At 71.8% G+C, this 20,156-nt stretch carries 18 protein-coding genes and 1 pseudogene; 8 read left to right on the top strand and 11 right to left on the bottom strand.

Annotated elements, in window-relative coordinates; genetic code table 11:
• Positions 1-12 precede the first annotated feature (12 nt).
• The 8 genes from hpnC to ACRAKF_RS33405 form a co-directional block, all read right to left on the bottom strand.
• On the bottom strand, positions 13-912 hold the full coding sequence (gene hpnC, locus ACRAKF_RS33440) for a squalene synthase HpnC (protein WP_447041633.1): 900 nt from the start codon (positions 910-912) through the stop codon (positions 13-15).
• Between the two features lie 344 nt (positions 913-1,256).
• Complete coding sequence (locus tag ACRAKF_RS33435) at positions 1,257-2,045, bottom strand: ABC transporter ATP-binding protein (RefSeq protein WP_447041632.1); 789 nt, start codon at positions 2,043-2,045, stop codon at positions 1,257-1,259.
• Positions 2,038-2,976 (bottom strand): ABC transporter permease, encoded by a 939-nt coding sequence (locus ACRAKF_RS33430; RefSeq protein WP_447041630.1) that lies wholly within the window; start codon positions 2,974-2,976, stop codon positions 2,038-2,040. The genes ACRAKF_RS33435 and ACRAKF_RS33430 overlap by 8 nt, the downstream gene beginning before the upstream one ends.
• Before the next feature lie 95 nt (positions 2,977-3,071).
• A complete protein-coding gene (locus tag ACRAKF_RS33425; RefSeq protein WP_447042292.1) occupies positions 3,072-3,944 on the bottom strand; it encodes a glycosyltransferase family 2 protein in 873 nt (290 codons plus the stop codon).
• A 35-nt stretch (positions 3,945-3,979) separates the two neighbouring features.
• Positions 3,980-4,759, bottom strand: a complete 780-nt coding sequence (locus tag ACRAKF_RS33420) for a CDP-alcohol phosphatidyltransferase family protein (RefSeq protein ID WP_447041628.1) — start codon at positions 4,757-4,759, stop codon at positions 3,980-3,982.
• Positions 4,737-5,801, bottom strand: a complete 1,065-nt coding sequence (locus ACRAKF_RS33415; protein WP_447041627.1) for an iron-containing alcohol dehydrogenase family protein — start codon at positions 5,799-5,801, stop codon at positions 4,737-4,739. Before ACRAKF_RS33415 ends, ACRAKF_RS33420 begins: the two co-directional genes overlap by 23 nt.
• Positions 5,789-6,526: a phosphocholine cytidylyltransferase family protein gene (locus tag ACRAKF_RS33410; protein ID WP_447041625.1), complete on the bottom strand. Its 738-nt coding sequence runs from the start codon at positions 6,524-6,526 to the stop codon at positions 5,789-5,791. Before ACRAKF_RS33410 ends, ACRAKF_RS33415 begins: the two co-directional genes overlap by 13 nt.
• A complete protein-coding gene (locus ACRAKF_RS33405; protein WP_447042291.1) occupies positions 6,523-8,322 on the bottom strand; it encodes a DUF5941 domain-containing protein in 1,800 nt (599 codons plus the stop codon). The genes ACRAKF_RS33410 and ACRAKF_RS33405 overlap by 4 nt, the downstream gene beginning before the upstream one ends.
• Before the next feature lie 285 nt (positions 8,323-8,607).
• Here ACRAKF_RS33405 and galE point away from each other — a divergent pair, with 285 nt between their 5' ends.
• The 4 genes from galE to idi all read left to right on the top strand — a co-directional run bounded on the left by galE (position 8,608) and on the right by idi (position 12,967).
• Positions 8,608-9,597: a UDP-glucose 4-epimerase GalE gene (galE, locus tag ACRAKF_RS33400; protein ID WP_447041623.1), complete on the top strand. Its 990-nt coding sequence runs from the start codon at positions 8,608-8,610 to the stop codon at positions 9,595-9,597.
• A 191-nt stretch (positions 9,598-9,788) separates the two neighbouring features.
• The gene (locus tag ACRAKF_RS33395) at positions 9,789-10,727 is read left to right on the top strand and encodes a cation diffusion facilitator family transporter (RefSeq protein ID WP_447041621.1); all 939 of its coding nucleotides are present in this window, start codon (positions 9,789-9,791) and stop codon (positions 10,725-10,727) included.
• A 215-nt stretch (positions 10,728-10,942) separates the two neighbouring features.
• Positions 10,943-12,229 carry a GNAT family N-acetyltransferase gene (locus tag ACRAKF_RS33390; protein ID WP_447041619.1) on the top strand — a complete coding sequence of 429 codons (1,287 nt, stop codon included), beginning with the start codon at positions 10,943-10,945 and terminating at the stop codon, positions 12,227-12,229.
• Between the two features lie 144 nt (positions 12,230-12,373).
• Entirely contained in the window at positions 12,374-12,967 is a 594-nt protein-coding gene (idi, locus tag ACRAKF_RS33385; RefSeq protein ID WP_447041618.1) for an isopentenyl-diphosphate Delta-isomerase, read from the top strand.
• 3 nt (positions 12,968-12,970) lie between these two features.
• On the opposite strand, the gene ACRAKF_RS33380 is transcribed toward idi, so the two are convergent.
• A complete protein-coding gene (locus ACRAKF_RS33380) occupies positions 12,971-13,543 on the bottom strand; it encodes an ATP-binding protein (RefSeq protein WP_447042289.1) in 573 nt (190 codons plus the stop codon).
• 244 nt (positions 13,544-13,787) lie between these two features.
• Here ACRAKF_RS33380 and ACRAKF_RS33375 point away from each other — a divergent pair, with 244 nt between their 5' ends.
• On the top strand, positions 13,788-14,546 hold the full coding sequence (locus ACRAKF_RS33375; RefSeq protein ID WP_447041617.1) for an enoyl-CoA hydratase/isomerase family protein: 759 nt from the start codon (positions 13,788-13,790) through the stop codon (positions 14,544-14,546).
• A gap of 58 nt (positions 14,547-14,604) precedes the next feature.
• On the opposite strand, the gene ACRAKF_RS33370 is transcribed toward ACRAKF_RS33375, so the two are convergent.
• Positions 14,605-15,237, bottom strand: a complete 633-nt coding sequence (locus ACRAKF_RS33370; RefSeq protein WP_447041615.1) for a DJ-1/PfpI family protein — start codon at positions 15,235-15,237, stop codon at positions 14,605-14,607.
• Positions 15,238-15,244: 7 nt separating this feature from the next.
• Positions 15,245-16,288 (bottom strand): GlxA family transcriptional regulator, encoded by a 1,044-nt coding sequence (locus tag ACRAKF_RS33365; protein WP_447041614.1) that lies wholly within the window; start codon positions 16,286-16,288, stop codon positions 15,245-15,247.
• Between the two features lie 172 nt (positions 16,289-16,460).
• On the opposite strand from ACRAKF_RS33365, the gene ACRAKF_RS33360 reads away from it, so the two are divergent.
• From ACRAKF_RS33360 to ACRAKF_RS33350, 3 genes and pseudogenes are all read left to right on the top strand, one after another.
• Positions 16,461-17,363, top strand: coding sequence for an SCO6745 family protein (locus ACRAKF_RS33360; protein ID WP_447041612.1), 903 nt, complete (start codon positions 16,461-16,463; stop codon positions 17,361-17,363).
• Positions 17,364-17,452: 89 nt separating this feature from the next.
• Positions 17,453-17,566: pseudogene (locus ACRAKF_RS33355) on the top strand (LPFR motif small protein); the annotation flags it as partial.
• A 132-nt stretch (positions 17,567-17,698) separates the two neighbouring features.
• A complete protein-coding gene (locus ACRAKF_RS33350) occupies positions 17,699-20,137 on the top strand; it encodes a Tex family protein (RefSeq protein ID WP_447041611.1) in 2,439 nt (812 codons plus the stop codon).
• The last annotated feature ends 19 nt before the right edge of the window (positions 20,138-20,156 follow it).

Raw genomic sequence — 20,156 nt, 5'->3', positions numbered from 1 at the left:
CCACGGTCCGGCTCACCCCTCTCCTCGCAGAACCGCTCCGGCCTCGCGCAGCAGGCGGGACTTGGCGGGCTTGGGCGGTCCGGGCAGTACGTCGTACCCCGCGTCGACGATCGCCCGGACCGTCGCCCTCCCGCCGGCGACGAACCCGGCGAGCAGCAGCTTGAGCCTGCCGTGGACGCTACCCACCAGGGGGGTGCCTTCATTCAGGAGGCAGCGGGCGCGTTCCGTTTCGTACGCGACCAGTGCGCGCACCGACGCGCCTGCGGTGGCCGAGGCCAGATCCGTCTCGGTGACGTGGAAGCGCTTCATGTCCTCGATGGGCAGGTAGATGCGGTCGCGCCGGAGATCCTCGGCGACGTCCTGGATGTGCTCGACGATCTGCAGGGCGGTGCAGACCGCGTCCGAGCGGCGGATGCGCTCGGGGGTCTCTGTGCCGGTGATGGCGAGGACGAGGCGGCCGATGGGGTTGGCCGAGAGGGCGCAGTACGCCACCAGGTCGTCGTGGGTCTCGTAGCGCCCGATGTGCTGGTCCTGGCGGTTGGCCGCGATCAGGTCGAGGAAGGGGGCGAGCGTCAGGGTCCCGCGCTCGGCGGGCGCGACGAGCGAGCGCACCAGCGGGTGGCTGGGCCTGCCGCCGCCGAAGACCTCGCGCAGGTCGGCCTCGACCGCGTCGAGCATCCGCAGCGGATCCTCGGCACGGGCGGGGTCCACGCCGAGGCGTCCCGCGTGGCCGGCCCCGGGCTCCAGGTCGCCGTCGCCGATGTCGTCGATGAGCCGCACGACGCCGTAGACCGCCATGAGGTCGTCGCGCCAGGCCCGCGGCAGGAAGAACGGAGCCACCGGGAAGTTCTCGTCCGCGGCCTTGTCGAGGACGGCGGAAGCATCGCGGAGCCGGAGATCATCCGTAGCCATTGCCGTCACTCTCCCGTTCTACACTGCCGACCCAATACATCCTATTTCGGACACGCCGCCTGCCCTCACCGGAGGCGGACCGTGCTCCGAGGCCGGGGCGCCGCGCCATATCGCCCCACTTGCCGCGAATCAGCACCGGTACAGCTTACGTTGTACAACCCAACCCGCATCGTCGGGGTGTTCCGCACATCACAACAACACACCGATTGGCGTCAACCTTCCACGTATTTAAGTGAGTTGAGGGTGCGGTGGGGCTCCAGGGTCGCATGAGCACGACAGGCCCCGCCGGGCCGGGCCCGGCGGGGCCTGTCATCGGACGGGCGAATCCCGATGGCGCAAATGGGCTACTTGCCCGTGAACTTCTCGTACTCCTTGATGACCTCGTCGGTCGGGCCGTCCATGCGCAGCTCGCCGCGCTCCAGCCAGAGCACCCGGTCGCAGGTGTCGCGGATGGACTTGTTGTTGTGGCTGACGAGGAAGACCGTGCCGGCCTCCTTGCGCAGCTCGCGGATGCGGGCCTCGGAGCGCTTCTGGAACTTGCGGTCGCCGGTGGCGAGCGCCTCGTCGATCATCAGCACGTCGTGGTCCTTGGCCGCGGCGATGGAGAAGCGCAGGCGCGCCGCCATGCCGGAGGAGTACGTACGCATCGGCAGGGTGATGAAGTCACCCTTCTCGTTGATGCCGGAGAAGTCGACGATGTCCTCGTAGCGCTGCTTGACCTGCTCGCGGGACATGCCCATCGCCAGGCCGCCGAGGATGACGTTGCGCTCGCCGGTCAGGTCGTTCATCAGGGCCGCGTTCACGCCGAGCAGGGAGGGCTGGCCGTCGGTGTAGACCTTGCCCTGCTCGGCGGGGAGCAGCCCGGCGATGGCGCGCAGCAGCGTGGACTTGCCCGAGCCGTTGGAGCCGATCAGGCCGATGGCCTCGCCGCGGTAGGCGGTGAAGCTGACGCCGCGCACGGCGTGCACCTTGCGGACCCCGCGCTCCTCGCCGCGCCTGAGGATGCGGCTCAGCGCGGAGGTGGCGCTGCCCTTGCCCGTACGCGCGCCGTTGACGCGGTAGACGATGTGCAGGTCGTCGGCGATGACGGTGGGGATGTGCCCCTTGTCGGTGATCTTGTCGTCCTCAGCCACGGCCGTAACGCTCCTCAGCCTTCCAGAAGTACACGAAGCCGACCACGCCGATCACGACGGCCCAGCCGACGGCGAAGGCCCACACGTGCGGCGGCAGGTACGAGGAGTCGTACTTGTCGATCATGGCGAAGCGGATCAGGTCCATGTAGATGGAGGCCGGATTCCACTGGAGCACGTCACCGACCCAGCCGGGCACGCTCTCCTTGGTCGCGAGCATCGCGGGGATGCTGAACATGACGCCCGACGCGTACATCCAGGTCCGCATCACGAACGGCATGAGCTGGGCCAGGTCGGGCGTCTTGCTGCCCATCCGGGCGAAGATCAGTGCCAGGCCCATGTTGAAGACGAACTGAAGGATCAGCGCGGGCAGGACCAGGAGCCAGGACAGGGCGGGGAAGATCCCGAACGCGCACATGATCACGACGAGCACGATCATCGAGAAGAGCAGCTGCTGGAGCTGCTGGAGCGCGAAGGAGATCGGCAGCGAGGCCCGGGGGAAGTGCAGGGCCCTGACCAGGCCGAGGTTGCCGGAGATCGCCCGCACGCCCGCCATGACCGAGCTCTGGGTGAACGTGAAGACGAAGACGCCCGTCACCAGGAACGGCACATAGATGTCGTGCGGGATGCCCTCTCTGGCACCGAGCAGCAGGCCGAAGATGAAGAAGTAGACCGCCGCGTTCAAGAGCGGCGTGGCCACCTGCCAGAGCTGGCCGAGCTTGGCCTGACTGTACTGGGCGGTCAGCTTCGCCTGGGAGAAGGCGAGGATGAAGTGGCGCCGCCCCCAGAGCTGGCGGACGTACTCGAAAAGTCCGGGCCGTGCGCCGCTGACGGTCAGACCGTACTTGGCGGCGAGCTCGGCGCGGGAGAGCCCGTCATCGGGCGACGGGGGCGCGCTCACCGCGACTCCGCCGTCATGCGTTGTCTCACTCACGAGTGGAAACTTTCGTCTTCAGATGCGCAGCCGGTCGGGCGTAGGCGTGGGCCAGGGACCGGGGTATGGCCCAGATGGTGTCAGACCCGAGCTTGTCAGATGACGGGAGGTCGGCCCAGCCGGGTCAGCCGCCACACCGTACGCCACTTCATGGGCCTGCGAGGGCCGCAGGGCGTGGTCCAGCCCTCCTTGAAACCACCGAACCAGGCCTTCAGGGCGGGCCCCGACGGACGCCGGGCGAGGGTCAGGAGCATCCAGACGCCGAGGTAGACCGGGACGAGGAGCACCGGAAGGTTCCGGCGGGCCAGCCAGACGCGGTTGCGGGCCACCATGCGGTGGTAGACCGCGTGCCGCGAGGGGGCCGTCGTCGGGTGCAGGAGCACCATGTCGGAGCGGTAGTCGATCATCCAGCCCGCGTTCAGCGCGCGCCAGGCGAGGTCGGTCTCCTCGTGGGCGTAGAAGAACTCGCCCGGAAGCGGACCCACCTGTTCTATGACCTTGGCGCGCACGGCGTTGGCCCCGCCGAGGAACGTCGTCACGCGCGAGGAGCGCATCGGGTCCGAGGCCCGCAGCCGCGGCACGTGCCGCCGCTGGGTCTCGCCCGTGTCCGGGTCCGCGATGCGGAAGCTGATGATGCCGAGCTCCGGGTCGGCCGCGAAGGCCTCGCGGCACAACCGCGCCGTGTCGGTGTTGGCCAGGAGCCCGTCGTCGTCGAGGAAGAGCAGGATGTCGACGTCGGTGCCGCCGGGGCCGAAGGCCTCGATGCCGACGTTGCGGCCGCCGGGGATGCCGAGGTTCTCGGGCAGCTCGATCGTGCGTACGCCTTCGGGGACGTCCGGCACCGGGGCGCCGTTGCCGACCACGACCACCTCGACCGGGTCGCCGTCCTGCTTGGCGACCGAGTCGAGGAGGGCGCGCAGCTCCTGCGGCCGGTTGCCCATCGTGATGATGACGGCGCCGACCTTCAGCTTCTGTGCCGAGGAGCCCGGACTACTGGGGGTGCTCACTTCAACCTGCTCGATACGAGGATGGACACGAGGTGGAGCAGGGTCTGCACCAGCGCGATGCCGGCGAGGACCGCCACGCCCAGACGCGAGAAGAACAGGTCGCCCCTGGCCTGGTCCACGATCGCGATGACCAGGATCAGCAGGGACGCCTCGACCCCGAGGATGAGCCGGTGGAACTTCAGCGCGGCGGCGGCCTTGCGGGCCAGCGCCATGCCGGAGGAGCGCGGCTCGGCCGCGGACTCCTTGACCGGCTCCTTGCCCGTCTGGTGACGGGCCACGCCGACGAGGTCGGTCTCGGCCTTGATCAGGATCGCGCCGAGGGCGGCCAGGGTGCCGAGGAAGGCCCACAGCCAGTCGATGCGCCCGGAGCCCCAGATGTCGGCGGCGCGCAGGCCGAAGCCGACCAGGACCGCGGCGTCGCACAGGTAGGCGGCGACGCGGTCCAGGTAGACCCCGGACATCGAGTACTGCTTCTTCCAGCGGGCGATCTCGCCGTCCACGCAGTCGAGCAGCAGGTAGAGCTGGACCGCGACCACGCCGAGCACCGCGCCCGTGATGCCCGGTACCAGCAGGGCGGGGGCGGCGAGGGCGCCGGCGACGGTCATCACGTAGGTCAGCTGGTTGGGCGTGACCCGCGTGTTCACCAGGTGCCGGTCGATGCGCAGGGAGACCTCGCGCATGTAGAGCCGGCCGGCCCAGTGTTCGCCGCTCCGCCGGTCCTTCACCCCCGGGGGGTGGACGACCGGGCGGAGCTCAGCTACCGATGGTTTTTGCATAGTCGGCGTATGCGTCCCTGATCTGGTCGGTGGACAGGTCGAGGTGTTCGAGGATCGTGTAGCGGCCCGGGCGGGTCTGCGGAGCGAACTCCACGACCTTGACGAACTCGTCCACGGTGAAGCCGATCTCCTCCGGCAGCACGGGCAGGCCGTGGCGGCGCAGCACGGAGGCCATGTACGCCGACTCCTCGCGGGCACCGCGCAGGTGCATCGCGAAGGCCGCGCCGAGGCCGCACTGCTCGCCGTGGCTCGCGGCGCGCTTGGGGTGGAGGAGGTCGAAGGCGTGGTTGATCTCGTGGCAGGCGCCGGACGCCGGGCGGGAGTCGCCCGACACGGACATGGCGATGCCGGTGAGGACCAGACCCTCGGCGAGGACCTGGAGGAAGGCGTCGTCGCCGACGCCACCGGGGTGGCGGAGCACGGCCTCGCCGGCCTGGCGGGCCATGGCGGCGGCGAGGCCGTCGATGTCCTCGCCGCGCTCGCGGGCGGCGAGCTCCCAGTCCGCGATCGCGGAGATGTTGGACAGGGCGTCGCCGATGCCGGAGCGGACGAAACGGACGGGTGCCTCACGGATCACGTCGAGGTCGATGACGACCGCGATGGGGTTCGGCACGCCGTACGAGCCGCGGCCCGCGTCGTTGTCGAGCGTCGCGACCGGGGAGCAGAGGCCGTCGTGCGACAGGTTCGTCGCGACGGCGACCAGCGGCAGACCCACGCGCGCCGCGGCGAACTTGGCGCAGTCGATGATCTTGCCGCCGCCGAGGCCGACGACCGCGTCGTAGCGGCCCTTCTTCATGGCGTCGGCGAGCTTGATGGCGTCGTCCAGCGTGCCGCCGCCCACCTCGAACCACTCGGCGCCCGGCAGTGACGGCATGAGACGGTCCCGCAGGACCGCACCGGAGCCACCGCTGATGGCGATGGCGAGCTTGCCGGTCGACGAGCAGATCCGCTGGTCGGCGAGGACACCGGCCAGGTCGTTGAGCGCCCCCGGCCGGATGTCGACGACGACGGGCGAGGGGATGAGCCTCGTCAGTACTGGCACGCGATCTCCCGTCCCTTGGCGAGGTCGTCGTGGTTGTCGATCTCGACCCACGTGACGTCGCCGATCGGGGCCACGTCCACCTTGAAGCCGCGGTTGACGAGCTCCTGGTAGCCGTCCTCGTAGTAGAGGTCGGGGTCGCGCTCGAAGGTGGTCTTCAGGGCGTCGGCGAGCTCTTCGGCGGCGGAGCCCTCGATGAGGGTGACGCCGATGTACTCGCCGGTGGCCTCGGAGGGGTCCATCAGCTTCGTGATGCGCTGCACGCCCTTGGCGTCGTCGACGATGACCTTCATCTCCTCGTCGGCGAGCTGCTTCACCGTGTCGAGGGCGAGGATGATCTTCTGGCCGTTGCCGCGCGCGGCGAGCAGCGTCTTCTCGACGGAGACCGGGTGCACGGTGTCGCCGTTGGCGAGGATCACGTCGTGCTTGATGGCGTCACGCCCGCACCACAGGGAGTAGGCGTTGTTCCACTCCTCGGCCTTGTCGTTGTCGATCAGCGTGAGCTTGAGGTTGTACTTCGCCTCAAGGGCCGCCTTGCGCTCGTAGACGGCTTCCTTCTTGTAGCCGACGATGATCGCGACCTCGGTGAGACCGATCTCCGCGAAGTTGCCGAGCGTCAGGTCGAGGATCGTGGTCTCCCCGTCGACGGGCACCAGAGCCTTGGGCAGCGTGTCCGTGTAGGGACGGAGACGCCGTCCGGCGCCTGCGGCAAGGACGAGGCCGATCATGCGGGTTCTCCTTCATCGTGTACGGCGGGTGCGCCACGCTTGTGAGCGGTCACCCAGAAGCGGATGCTCTCGACGAGCACCACGAGTGCCACGGCCACGGCGAGTGCCGTGAGCGCGACGGTGAAATCTTCTGCGGGCAGCAGGGCCGCGGCCAGCACGACCACGAGGGTCCTGCCTTCCTGGCCGCCGATCGCCCGCACCAGCCGGCGCGGAGGTGCGCCCGTACCGCCCTTGATGCGGTACACCGTGTCGTAGTGATGGTAGGCGACAGCGGCCACCAGCCCGAAAGCCGCCGGCAGGCTGCCGTTCACGTCCGCTTTGGCCGCGAGCACCAGGATCGTGCCGTACTCGGCGGCCCGGAAGAACGGCGGCACCAGCCAGTCGAGGGGGCCCTTGAGGGGCCGCGCGAGCGCCAGGCCACAGAGCGCGACGTAGACCACGCCACCGACGATCACCCAGGAGCTGCCGTACGAGGTGAACGCGGCCACGGCGACGACCACCGCGCCGCCGAGGAGGGCGATGGCGGGCGCGGGCAGCGGCCAACGGCTCCGCAGGGCGGCGAAGGCCCAGGCGAGCGAGCCGCCGTCGGCGAGGTCGGCGAGCGCGGCCGCGGCGCGGTCGGTGCGGGTGGCCTTGCGGGTCACCGAGCGCAGGACGCGGCCCGCGGTGGTGTAGCAGGCGGCGAGCGCGCAGCCGACGAGCAGGACGACGAGGGTGATGCGCGGGGTGGTGACCGCGGTGAGCACGGCGATCATCGCCCAGCGCTCGCCGATGGGCAGCACGATCATCCGGCGCAGCCAGACCGTCCAGCCGACGCTGTCGAGTTTGTCGGAGAGGGCGGCGGTGGGGCTGGTGTTGGCGCTGGCGTCGTGGTTCGCCTCGTTGAAGGAGAAGTCCACGACGTGCCGGCAGGTCTGGAGCACCATCGCGCCGAGCGCGAGCGCCCACACGTCGTCCCCGCCGCGGGCCGCGCCGAGCGCGAGGCCCGCGTAGTACGCGTACTCCTTGGCCCGGTCGAAGGTCGCGTCGAGCCAGGCGCCGAGCGTGGAGTACTGGAGGGAGTAGCGGGCGAGCTGGCCGTCCGTGCAGTCCAGGACGAAGGAGAGGAGCAGCAGCACACCGGCCGCGACGAAGCCGCCGCGCGTGCCGGTCGCCGCGCAGCCCGCCGCGATCAGGGCGGTGAGCAGCGAGGCGGTGGTGACCTGGTTGGGGGTCAGGCCCCGGCGCGCGCACCACCGGGCGAGGTAGCGCGAGTACGGGGAGATGCAGTACGTGGTGAAGAAGCCGTCGCGGGCCTTGACCGCGCCGCGCAGGCGCACGGCCTCGTCGTCGACGGCGGCGACGGCCTGCCGGGCCTCGTTGCGGGCCTGCGGGTCGTCGGGCACGGTGGCGACGAGGGTGCCGAGGTCGGGGCGGTGCACATCGGTGGCGCCGGACTCCATGGCCGCGGCGATGGAGTCCGGGAGCGCGTCGAGGGTCGCCACGCCGCCGTGGGCCGCGGCGCTCGCCCGCAGGGCGCGGGTCAGCTCCTGGCGGGCCTCGGGCTTGGCCGTGACGGCGCCGGGCACCGCGGAGGCGGCGAAGCGGGGGTCGGTGAGGGCGAGGCGCAAGGCGTGGACGTGACCGACGAAGCGCGTGTCGACGACGGCGACGCGCAGGCCGGCCGGTACGGCGGCGAGCAGCGTCTCGGCGTCCGCAGCGTCGGAGGCGACCCGCACGTCGAAACCGAGGGACCGCAGATCACCTTCGAGCGGCGACCCGGGTACCGGCTGACCGGTGAGGATGGCGGTCGACAGACGAACTCACTCCTTGATTCCCGGCGCGGCTCGCGCCGGGCACGTGCGTAAGAGGGGCGCCCCTGGCCATGGGCCGGGCGGCACGTCGGCAGAGGCTATCGGATGCCGGGAAGCGGGCGTTCACCACCCGTTCACGCCCCGTAAGGGCGGTCTGCGAGGACCCCGGCCCTCGCGATCATCATGGTGGATGGGGGGCCGCCCTCACAAACCGCGCCCGCACCACGCCCGGCTTGTCCCGGAGCGGCCGTTTAGCACCCCCGGAGTGTTCGCTTAGGGTGGTCGCCCATGACATGGCTGATCACAGGCGGAGCGGGATACATCGGGGCACATGTGGCGCGGGTCATGGCCGGTGCCGGTGAGGACGTCGTCGTCCTGGACGACGTCTCCTCCGGGGTGCCGGGGCGGCTGCCCGCGGACATTCCCCTCATCAAGGGCTCCTCGCTCGACGGCGGTCTGGTGCGCCGGGTCCTCGCCGAGCACGCCGTCACCGGTGTGGTGCACCTCGCGGCCCGCAAGCAGGTCGGCGAGTCGGTGGAGCAGCCGCTGCGCTACTACCGGGAGAACCTGGGCGGCCTGACGACGCTCCTCGAAGCGGTGGCCGATGCCGGGGTCGAGCGGTTCGTCTTCTCCTCGTCGGCGGCGGTGTACGGCAACCCGCCGGACGTGGACCTCGTCGGCGAGGACACGCCGTGCGCTCCGGTCAGCCCCTACGGCGAGACGAAGCTCGCCGGGGAGTGGCTGGTGCGGGCGGCGGGCCGGGCGCACGGCATCGCGACGGTGTGCCTGCGCTACTTCAACGTGGCGGGCGCCGCGGCTCCGGAGCTCGCCGACACCGGCGTGTTCAACGTCATCCCGATGGTCTTCGACCGCCTCACGCGCGACGAGCCGCCGCGGATCTTCGGCGCCACCCATCCCACCCCGGACGGCACCTGCGTACGGGACTACATCCACGTGTCCGACCTCGCGGAGGCCCACCTGGCGGCGGCCCACCGGCTCACGCGGGGCGCCGAGGGCGACCTCACGGTGAACATCGGCCGCGGCGAGGGCGTTTCCGTACGCGAACTGATCGATCTCATCGGCGAGGTGAGCGGCGACGACAGGCCCGCCCTCGTGGAGCCCGCCCGCGTGGGCGACGCGCCGCGTGCCGTGGCCGACGCGCGGCTCGCCGCGAAGGAGCTGGACTGGAGGGCACGCCGCTCGGTGCGCGAGATGGTCGAGTCGGCGTGGGCGGGGTGGTGTCTGCATCACCCCGAGGCGCGCCGCGACCGCCCCTGAGCGCGTCGCGGGCTACGTCGCGAGGTCCTGACCTGCACACCTTCCCTTGACGGCAACCGTTGCCATTTTCGCAGGTCAGGGCAGGTGACAACGGTGTTCAGTGCCGCGTTGCCAATACCCCCCGCCCGTAGTTCACTGTGGTCGCGCGACCACCGAACGGCAGGCCGATGACGACTCGGGGAGGCGGCTCCATGGGGGCTGGGCACGATCACGGACACACACACGGGGCACCCACGACGGGAACGGCGGCCAACGCCTACAAGGGGCGCCTGCGGGTGGCGCTCGCCATCACCATCACCGTCATGCTGGCCCAGATCGTGGGCGGCGTCATGGCCGACTCCCTCGCCCTGATCGCGGACGCGACGCACATGGCGACGGACGCGGTCGGGCTCGGCATGGCCCTGCTGGCGATCCACTTCGCGAACCGCCCGGCCACCGAGAACCGCACCTTCGGCTACGCCCGCGCCGAGATACTCGCCGCGCTCGCCAACTGCCTGCTGCTCCTGACCGTCGGCGGCTACGTGCTGTACGAGGCGGTCGAGCGGTTCATCACCCCGGCCCAGACGCAGGGCTCCCTGACCGTCTGGTTCGGCGCCTTCGGCCTCGTCGCCAACATGATCTCGCTGACGCTCCTGATGCGCGGCCAGAAGGACAGCCTCAATGTGCGGGGCGCGTTCCTTGAGGTGGTGGCGGACACCCTCGGCTCCGTGACGGTCATCGTCTCGGCGGCCGTGATCATGCTCACCGGATGGCAGGCGGCGGACCCCGTCGCCTCGCTCGTCATCGGCGTCATGATCGTCCCGCGCACGGTGAAACTCCTGAAGGAGACCCTGAACGTCCTCCTCGAATCCGCGCCCAAGGATGTCGACATGACGCAGGTACGGGCCCACATACTCGCCCTGCCCGGCGTCGAGGAGGTCCACGACCTGCACGCCTGGACGATCACCTCGGGCATGCCCGTGCTCTCCGCGCACGTCGTGGTGGGCTCCGGCACGCTCGAATCGATCGGCCACGAGAAGATGCTCCACGAGCTTCAGGGCTGCCTGGGCGACCACTTCGACGTGGAGCACTGCACCTTCCAGCTGGAGCCCAGCGGCTACGCGCGGCACGAGGCCGGGCTCTGCCACTGAGAAACCGCGGGCGCCGTGATCGCGGACGGTGGTACGGTCGCGACGGCTCCTGACAGTGCGGAGCCCTGGTGACTTCGGAGGTGGTCGATGACTGCCGTGGCGTGCGCCGCTCCACGCGGCGCCATGTGTGTCCCCACTTGCCGGGCCCGCGTCTGACCTCTCGTACGCCTTCCGTACGCCGCGTCAGCGGGCCCCTCATCCAAGGGTTTCCCACGTTGACCGAGAACACGTCGACCGACAACACGTCGACCGACCACGCTTCCATCACCGACGCCTTCTTCGCCCTGCACCACGGCCTTCCGCGGCAGGGTCCCGGCTCCGACGACACCACCCGGCGGCTGCTCCGTCTCGCCGGCGCGCTGCCCGAGCGGCCGCGCGTGCTCGACCTGGGCTGCGGTCCCGGGCGGGCTTCCCTGCTGCTCGCCGCCGAGGCGGGCGCCGAGGTGACGGCCGTCGATCTGCACGAGCCGTTCCTGGACGAGCTCCGCGCGGCGGCGCTTCGGCGCGGGCTCACCGGCTCGATCACCGCCCTCCGGGCCGACATGGCCGCGCTTCCCTGCCCTGACGCGTCGTTCGACCTCGTCTGGGCCGAGAGTTCGGTGTACGGCATCGGCTTCGACACCGCCCTGCGCGCCTGGCGCCGGCTGCTCGCGCCCGGCGGCTCGCTCGTCCTCACCGAGTGCGAGTGGACCACCCCCGAGCCGTCCGCGGCGGCCCGTGCCTTCTGGGATCGGCACTACACGCTGCGTACGAGCGCCGACAACGCCCGGGCCGCGACCGCCGCCGGGTACGCGGTACTCGGCGTACACGCGCAGCCCGAGTCCGACTGGGCGGAGTACTACGGGCCGCTCGCCGCGCGCGCGGACGCGGCCGACCCCGGCGCGCCCGGGATGGCCGAGGCGCTCGCCGCGACTCGCGAGGAGATCGCGATGCGCCGCGAACACGGGACGGAGTTCGGCTACACCGGCTATGTCCTGCGGCCGGTCGACGCCTGGCCCACCAGGCCGGAGACCGCCGAGGACACCGCCGCCGTGCACGCCGTGCACGCCGCCGCCTTCCCGACGAGCGCCGAGGCCGACCTGGTCGACGCGCTCCGCGCGGACCCCGGCGCCTGGCTCCCCGGCCTGTCCTACGTCGCCGAGGCGCCGGACGGCTCGGTCGCGGCCCACGCCCTGATCACCCGCTGCCGGGTGGACGGGGCGCCCGCGCTCGCCCTCGCGCCCGTCGCCGTGCTGCCCGAGTACCAGCGGACGGGGGCCGGATCGGCCGTCGTACGCGCGGTGCTCGACGCGACGCGGGCGCGTGGGGAGCGGCTCGTCCTGGTCCTCGGGCATCCCGAGTACTACCCGAGGTTCGGTTTCCGGCCCGCTTCCGGCTACGGGATCCGGCCAGGCTTCGAGGTTCCCGACGAGGCCATGATGGCGCTCGTCCTCGACGGGTCGGGCGATTCCGCGCCACTGCCGCGGGGAATGATCGAGTATCCGGCCGCTTTCGGGGTCTGAGGCTCGCGCGGGCGCTCTCGTCAGAGGCGCCCGCCGCGTGTCCCGGCGTGCTTCCGCGCGCCGGGACATGCGGGCCCGCACGTGCCTGGAGTCCCCGGAACGTACGGCAGACTTGAGGCTCGAAGACCGAAGCGAAGGATGGGTATGCCGATCACACCTGCCACCGCGGCGAACAGTTCGTCGAACGGCACCGGAGAAGCGATCTTGCTGGAACTCGTGGACGAGGACGGCAGGACGATCGGCACCGCGGAGAAACTCGCCGCGCACCAGGCACCCGGGCAACTGCACCGGGCCTTCTCCGTCTTCCTCTTCGACGAGCAGGGCCGCCTCCTCCTCCAGCAGCGCGCCCTCGGCAAGTACCACTCCCCCGGCGTCTGGTCGAACACCTGCTGCGGGCACCCCTACCCGGGCGAGGCGCCGTTCGCCGCCGCCGCCCGCCGCACGTACGAGGAGCTGGGCGTCTCGCCCTCGCTGCTCGCCGAGGCGGGCACCGTGCGCTACAACCACCCGGACCCCGACTCCGGCCTCGTGGAGCAGGAGTTCAACCACCTCTTCGTGGGGATGGTCCAGGCGCAGCTGCGTCCGGACGCCTCCGAGGTCGGCGAGACCGCGTTCGTGACCGCCGAGGAGCTGCGGGACCGGCACGAGAAGGGCCCGTTCTCCGCGTGGTTCATGACCGTGCTCGACGCGGCGCGGCCCGCGATCAGGGAGCTGACCGGGACCTCCGCCGGCTGGTAAGCGTCAGAAGGGCTGCGCGGGGCCGAGGCCGGAGTGGCCCGGCCCCGACCAGCCGGGCCCCGACGGGCCTGCGCCGGACGGGCCTGCACCGGACGGGTCCAGGCCGTTGACGGGCTTGAGGGGCAGGGCCGCCCAGATGACCTTGCCCCCGTCGGCGGTGTGCTCGACGTCGCAGGCACCGCCCGCCTCCCGGGTGACCTCGCGCACCAGGAGCAGCCCGCGCCCGCCCGTCTGCCCGTGGTCGGCCACCAGGGCCGTCGGGCGGTAGGGGTGGTTGTCCTCGACGGAGACCCGCACCCACTCGGCGCCGACCGCGACCTCCACCGCGAGCATCGGCGACAGCAGGGCCGCGTGGCGCACCACATTGGTGACCAGCTCGGAGACGATGAGCAGCAGCCCCTGGAGTACGTCGTCGCAGACCGGCACGCCCTGGCGGTCCAGCAGGTCGCGCACCGCGCGCCGCGCCTGGGGCACGGAGGCGTCGACGGCGGGGGCCGTGAAGCGCCACACCCCCTCGTACGGCACCCGTGGGCCGCCGCCGGGAAGGGGGCCTGGGCCTCTCCCGTCGTTCTCCATCGTCCGGTCGCCGCCCTCGCGCTCGATAGTCACCACACATCGAGTGTTGGGAACGCGCTGGTCCGGGCCACCGTACTGACGAGAAGTCGGCGATTATCGACGCAATTCGATCGCTGCCGCAATGCCACGCCAATTTCATGACTGCTCTTGCCGTTCTCCTGCCGTCTTCACGGTTTCTTCAGGTTGTACGAGCCTGACGGTGCGCGGGCCTTGCCGGTGGACGGACACGGATAGCATCCGGCGCATGGAGCCGCAGCTGAGCCACACCGTCACGGACGGCGTCGCCACCGTCGTCATCGGCCATCCGGCCAAGCGCAACGCCATGACCGCCGGCATGTGGCGCCAGGTGCCGCCGCTGCTCGCGGGGCTCGCCGCCGACCCGGCCGTGCGCGCCCTGGTGCTCACCGGCGCGGGCGACACCTTCTGCGCCGGCGCGGACATCTCCTCGCTGCGGGAATCGGCGGGGACGGCCCAGGACCTCGCGGTGCGGGCCGAGGACGCGCTCGCGGCCTTCCCCAAACCGACGCTCGCGGCGGTCCGCGGCTACTGCGTGGGCGGCGGCTGCCAGCTCGCCGCCGCCTGCGACCTGCGCTTCGCCGACGAGGGCGCCTCCTTCGGCATCACGCCGGCGAAGCTGGGCATCGTCTACCCGGCGTCGTCCACCCGGCGCCTGGTCTCCCTGGTGGGCCCCGCCACCGCCAAGTACCTGCTGTTCTCGGGCGAGTTGATCGGCGCCGAGCGTGCCTCGCGCACCGGCCTGGTGGACGAGGTGCTGCCCGCGGGCGAACTGGACAAGCGGGTCGCGGAGTTCGCCGGCGTCCTGGCGGCGCGCTCCCAGCTGACACAGGCGGCGGCGAAGGAGTTCACCGCGGGGCGCACCGACTGCGACGCGTACTGGCGGGACCAGGCGCGCGGCAGCGGCGACACCGCCGAGGGGGTCGCCGCCTTCCTGGAGCGCAGACAGCCGCACTTCACCTGGACCTGGACCGCCCCCGCCGACTGACCGAAACGGTCACGCGGCAGTCGCTACCGGCCACTGGCCATTGGCTACTGACTACTGACTACTGGCCGAAGCGGGCCCTCTCGCGGAACTTCGCCACCAGGTGCGCGGGCGCCTTCTCCGGGGAGCCCGCGTCGTAGGGCGGCTGCGGGTCGTACTCCGTCATGAGCTGTACGGACTGCGCGTGCTCGTCGCCCGCGATCCGGCCGGCCAGGGCGAGGCCCATGTCGATGCCCGAGGAGACACCGGCCGCGGTGACGTACTTGCCGTCGAAGACGACCCGCTCCCCCGTCGACCGCGTGCCGAGCCTGTCCAGCTCGGCCAGGGCCAGCCAGTGCGAGGTGGCGCGGCGGCCCTTGAGCAGACCGGCGGCGGCGAGTGCGAGCGAGCCCGTGCACACCGAGGTCGTCCAGGTCGAGGTGGCGTCGACGGCGCGGAGCCAGCCGAGGAGCGACTCGTTCTCCATCTGGTCGCTCTGACCCGGGCCGCCGGGCACCACCACGATGTCCGGGCGCGGCACCTCAGCGAACGACTTGTCGGCGATCAGGGCGAGATTCCCGCTGTCGTCGCGGACCGGTCCCGTCTGCTCGGCGACGAAGACGGTCTCGGCGCCGGGCAGCGGGGAGAGCGTCTGGTAGGGGCCGATCGCGTCCAGGGCGGTGAAACGCTCGTACAGGGCAATGGCTATCTGCATGGTGTCCTCATCGGTTGGCGTGGGCGAGGGATGTGCCGGCCGGTGCGGCGGAGTCCGCCGCGGGTGGCGCGGGTGGCGCGGGTGGCGTGGGTGGCGTGGGGTGGAAGCGGCGGCGGTACTCCGCCGGGGCCGTGCCGAGCGCCTTGAGGAAGGCGCGGCGCATGGCCTCGGGGGTGCCGTAGCCGCAGGCGCGCGAGACCTCCTCCACCCCGTCGGAGGTGTCCTCCAGGAGCCGGCGCGCGTGCTCCACGCGGACGCGGTCGACGTACTTGCCGGGCGTCAGGCCCGTCTCGGCCTGGAAGGAGCGGGCGAAGTGGCGGGGCGAGAGGCGGGCGCGCGCCGCGAGCGCGTCCACCGAGAGGTCCTCGTCCGGGTGCTCGGTGATCCACTGCTGCACCTCGCGCAGCGGTTCGCGCCGCGCGGTCTGCGCGGAGAGCTGGACGCTGAACTGGGCCTGGTTACCCGGGCGGCGCAGGAACACCACGAGATGGCGGGCCACGGTCAGCGCCACCTCGCGTCCCAGGTCCTCCTCCACGAGCGCCAGGGAGAGGTCGATGCCCGCGGTGACCCCGGCGGACGTCGCGACATGGCCGTCGCGCACGTAGATCGGGTCCGGGTCGACCTCGATGCCCGGATGGTCCCTGGCGAGGTCGGCGCAGTACGCCCAGTGCGTCGTCGCCCTGCGCCCCTCCAGGAGGCCCGCCTGGGCGAGCCGGATGGCGCCGGTACAGACCGAGACCAGGCGCTCGGCGCGCGGGCCGTGCTCGCGCAGCCAGTCGATCAGCGCCGGGTCCTCCGGGCGGGTGCCGGTGCCGCCGGGCACGAGCAGCGTGTGCGGCACGGGAGCGTCGGGCAGCGCGTGGTCGGGGACGAGCGTGAGGCCGCTCGACGTGCGTACGGGGCCGCCGTCCAGGGAGGCGGTGCGCACGAGGTACGCGGGGTCGGCGCCGCCGCGGGCCAGGCCGGCGCCCGTGAAGACCTCCACGGGGCCGGTGACGTCGAGACTCTGGACGCCGCCGAAGAGGACGACCAGAACGGTTCGCTGCTCCATGCCTGGATTCTTTGCCCCCTGGCGCATGGCCGCAATGACGAGCAGCCCACCATTCCTGCCATGACGGCTTCGCGCGCGACAGGCCGGGCCCGGTCCGGCCCGGCCCGGTCCGGCCAGTGACCTGACCTGACCTGACCGGAGAGGCATACCAACCAGTAGGTACCGTGCCCCCATGACCTCTTCGACGACCTCGTCATCAGCCCCGGCGTCCCCCGCCGCGCCGCACCCGCGCGCCGGACGCCGCTGCCACAACGTGCTCAACCCGCTGCACTCCTCGCACTACTTCTCGCCGGACGTGTCGCGTGAGCTGGCGGAGCTCGGGATCAGCCATCCCAGCGCCGTCAACTTCGCCGTGCGCGCGGCGGCCCTGGGGGCCGTCGGGCCCGGCGTGGTGACCGCCGCCTTCTACAACTACAAGCACGAACTCGTGGCCGCGCACGTGCCGCGGATCTGGCGGACCGCCTCGCCCGAGGACGTGCTCGCGGCCCGGCTGCGCGGCGTCGACGCGACGCTGCGGCGCCTCCTCGGCGACGACGCCGTCGCCTCGCCGGAGATGGCCGAGGCCGCCGGGCTCGCGCTGCGCGCCGCCGAGGCCTGCACCCGTACCGCCCGGCCCCTGTACTCCGCCCACGCAGACCTGCCCGTGCCCGAGGAGCCGCACCTGGCGTACTGGCACGCCGCGACGCTGCTGCGCGAGCACCGCGGCGACGGGCACGTGACCGTCCTGCTCGGCGCCGAACTCGACGGCCTGGAGGCGCTGGTCACCCACACCGCCACCGGCAAGGGCACCAACCCGAAGTGGGTCTTCTCCACCCGCGGCTGGAACAAGGACGAGTGGAACGCGGCCGAGGAGCGCCTGCGCGCCCGCGGAGTGCTGGACGCGGAGGGCGAGTTGACCGAGGCCGGCGTGGCGTTGCGCCGGGAGGTCGAGGCGGAGACGGACCGCCTGGATCGCGCGCCCTACGAGCACTTGGGCACGGCGGGCGTCGAACGCCTGACGGAGCTCGGCACCGTGTTCGTAGGGGCGGCGCTGCGGGCGGGGGCGTTCCCCGCGGACTTGGTAGGCAAGGGCTGAGGCAGGTCCGGCATGTTCCGGGCGCGATGAGGTACCCGTACGTCTCCTGGCCGCACACCGGCGTGCCGGGAGACGAGAGGGGAATCCTGATGTTCCGTGCCATCGCGGACATTCTGCGTCAGATCGCCGGTGCCATCGCCACCGTCGTGACCCTGCCGTTCCGGGCGCTGGCCCGGCTGTTCGGCGGAGCCTCCCGTTCCACCGGCCGGAGCGGAGGACGGAGTGGAGGCCGGGGCGGGGCACGCGCGGGCCGGGCCCGCCGGGTCTGACCCCCCGCTGTCACCACCACCTGCCACAATTGCCGGGCAACCCCAGCGAGAAGGCGGTACCGGAACGTGGCAGCTTCGAAGACGTCCACTGCGTCCTCCATCGAAGGCAGGATCGCCGAGGAGCTCGGCGTACGGGAGCGGCAGGTGAAGGCCGCCGTCGACCTGCTCGACGGCGGCTCGACGGTGCCCTTCATCGCGCGCTACCGCAAGGAAGCGACCGAGATGCTCGACGACGCGCAACTGCGCACGCTCGAGGAGCGGCTGCGCTATCTGCGCGAGCTGGAGGACCGGCGCGCCGCGATCCTCGACTCGGTCCGCGAGCAGGGCAAGCTCACCGAGGAGCTGGAGGCGCGGATCCGCGAGGCGGACACCAAGGCGCGCCTCGAAGACATCTACCTGCCGTTCAAGCCGAAGCGGCGCACCAAGGCGCAGATCGCCCGCGAGGCCGGCCTCGAACCGCTGGCCGACGGCCTGCTCGCCGACCCGTCGGTGGAGCCGCGGGCGGCTGCCGCCGCGTTCGTCGACGCCGACAAGGGCGTCGCGGACCCGCAGGCCGCTCTCGACGGGGCGCGCGCGATCCTCGCCGAGCGGTTCTCCGAGGACGCCGACCTGATCGGCGAGCTGCGCGAGCGCATGTGGGTGCGCGGCAGACTCGCCGCGAAGGTCCGGGAGGGCAAGGAGGAGGCGGGCGCCAAGTTCGCGGACTACTTCGACTTCGCCCAGCCCTTCACCGAACTGCCCTCGCACCGCGTCCTCGCCATGCTGCGCGGCGAGAAGGAGGACGTCCTCGACCTCGTCCTGGAGCCCGAGGAGGCCACGGACGGCCCTTCGTCGTACGAGGGGATGGTCGCCCACCGCTTCGGCGTCGCCGACCGCGGCCGCCCCGGCGACAAGTGGCTCCAGGACACCGTGCGCTGGTCCTGGCGCACCCGCATCCTGGTCCACCTCGGCATCGACCTGCGGCTGCGCCTGCGCACGGCCGCCGAGGACGAGGCCGTGCGCGTCTTCGCGTCGAACCTGCGCGACCTGCTGCTCGCCGCACCGGCGGGCACGCGCGCGACGCTGGGCCTCGACCCCGGCTTCCGTACGGGCGTGAAGGTCGCCGTCGTCGACGCCACGGGCAAGGTCGTGGCGACGGACACCATCCACCCGCACGTGCCCGCCAACAAGTGGGACCAGTCCCTGGCCACGCTCGCCGCGCTGGCCGAGGAGCACGCGGTCGACCTGATCGCGATCGGCAACGGCACCGCCTCCCGCGAGACCGACAAGCTCGCCGCCGACCTCATCGCCCGGCACCCCGAGCTGAACCTCACCAAGGTGATGGTCTCCGAGGCGGGCGCCTCGGTGTACTCCGCGTCGGCCTTCGCCTCGCAGGAACTGCCCGACCTGGACGTGTCGATCCGCGGCGCGGTCTCCATCGCGCGGCGGCTCCAGGACCCGCTCGCCGAGCTCGTGAAGATCGACCCCAAGTCGATCGGCGTCGGCCAGTATCAGCACGACCTCTCCGAGATGAAGCTCTCGCGCTCGCTCGACGCGGTCGTCGAGGACTGTGTGAACGGCGTCGGTGTGGACGTGAACACCGCGTCCGCCCCGCTGCTCGCCCGGGTCTCCGGCATCGGCGCGGGCCTCGCGGAGAACATCGTCGCGCACCGCGACACCCACGGCCCCTTCAAGAGCCGCAAGGGCCTCAAGGACGTCGCCCGGCTCGGCCCCAAGGCGTACGAGCAGTGCGCGGGCTTCCTGCGCATCCGCGGCGGCGACGACCCGCTGGACGCCTCCAGCGTGCACCCCGAGGCGTATCCGGTGGTGCGCAAGATGGTGAAGGCGGCGGGCAGCGAGGTCTCCTCCCTTGTGGGCAACACGGGGGTGCTGCGCTCGCTGCGTCCCGACGAGTTCGTGGACGAGGTCTTCGGTCTGCCGACCGTCACGGACATCCTGAAGGAGCTGGAGAAGCCGGGCCGCGACCCGCGCCCCGCCTTCAAGACGGCCACCTTCAAGGACGGCGTCGAGAAGATCTCCGACCTGGCCTCCGGCATGGTGCTCGAAGGCGTCGTCACCAACGTGGCCGCGTTCGGCGCGTTCGTGGACGTGGGCGTGCACCAGGACGGTCTGGTGCATGTGTCCGCGATGTCCAAGACGTTCGTCAAGGACCCGCGGGACGTCGTGAAGCCCGGTGACATCGTCAAGGTGAAGGTCATGGACGTCGACATCCCGCGCAAGCGGATCTCGCTGACGCTCCGCCTCGACGACGAGGCGGCCCCCGCCGACTCCGGTGAGGCCGGACCCAAGCGGGGCGGGCGGCCGCCGCAGCAGCGACAGCAGGGCCAGGGGCAAGGCCAGGCGCAGGGGCAGGGGCAGGGGCAGGGTCAGGGCCAGCGCGGCGGTGGGCAGCGAGGCGGCGGTCAGCGCGGGCAGAAGCCGCAGCGCCAGGGCCCGCCGCCGGCCAACGACGCGATGGCCGAGGCACTGCGCCGGGCCGGCCTCGTCGATCCGAAGCAGCGCTGACGTCTCACGACGGCATGAG

The organism is Streptomyces sp. DSM 118878 (assembly GCF_052936595.1).
The sequence above is the reverse complement of the archived record's forward strand: the minus strand, read 5'-3'. Positions and strand labels throughout refer to the sequence as shown.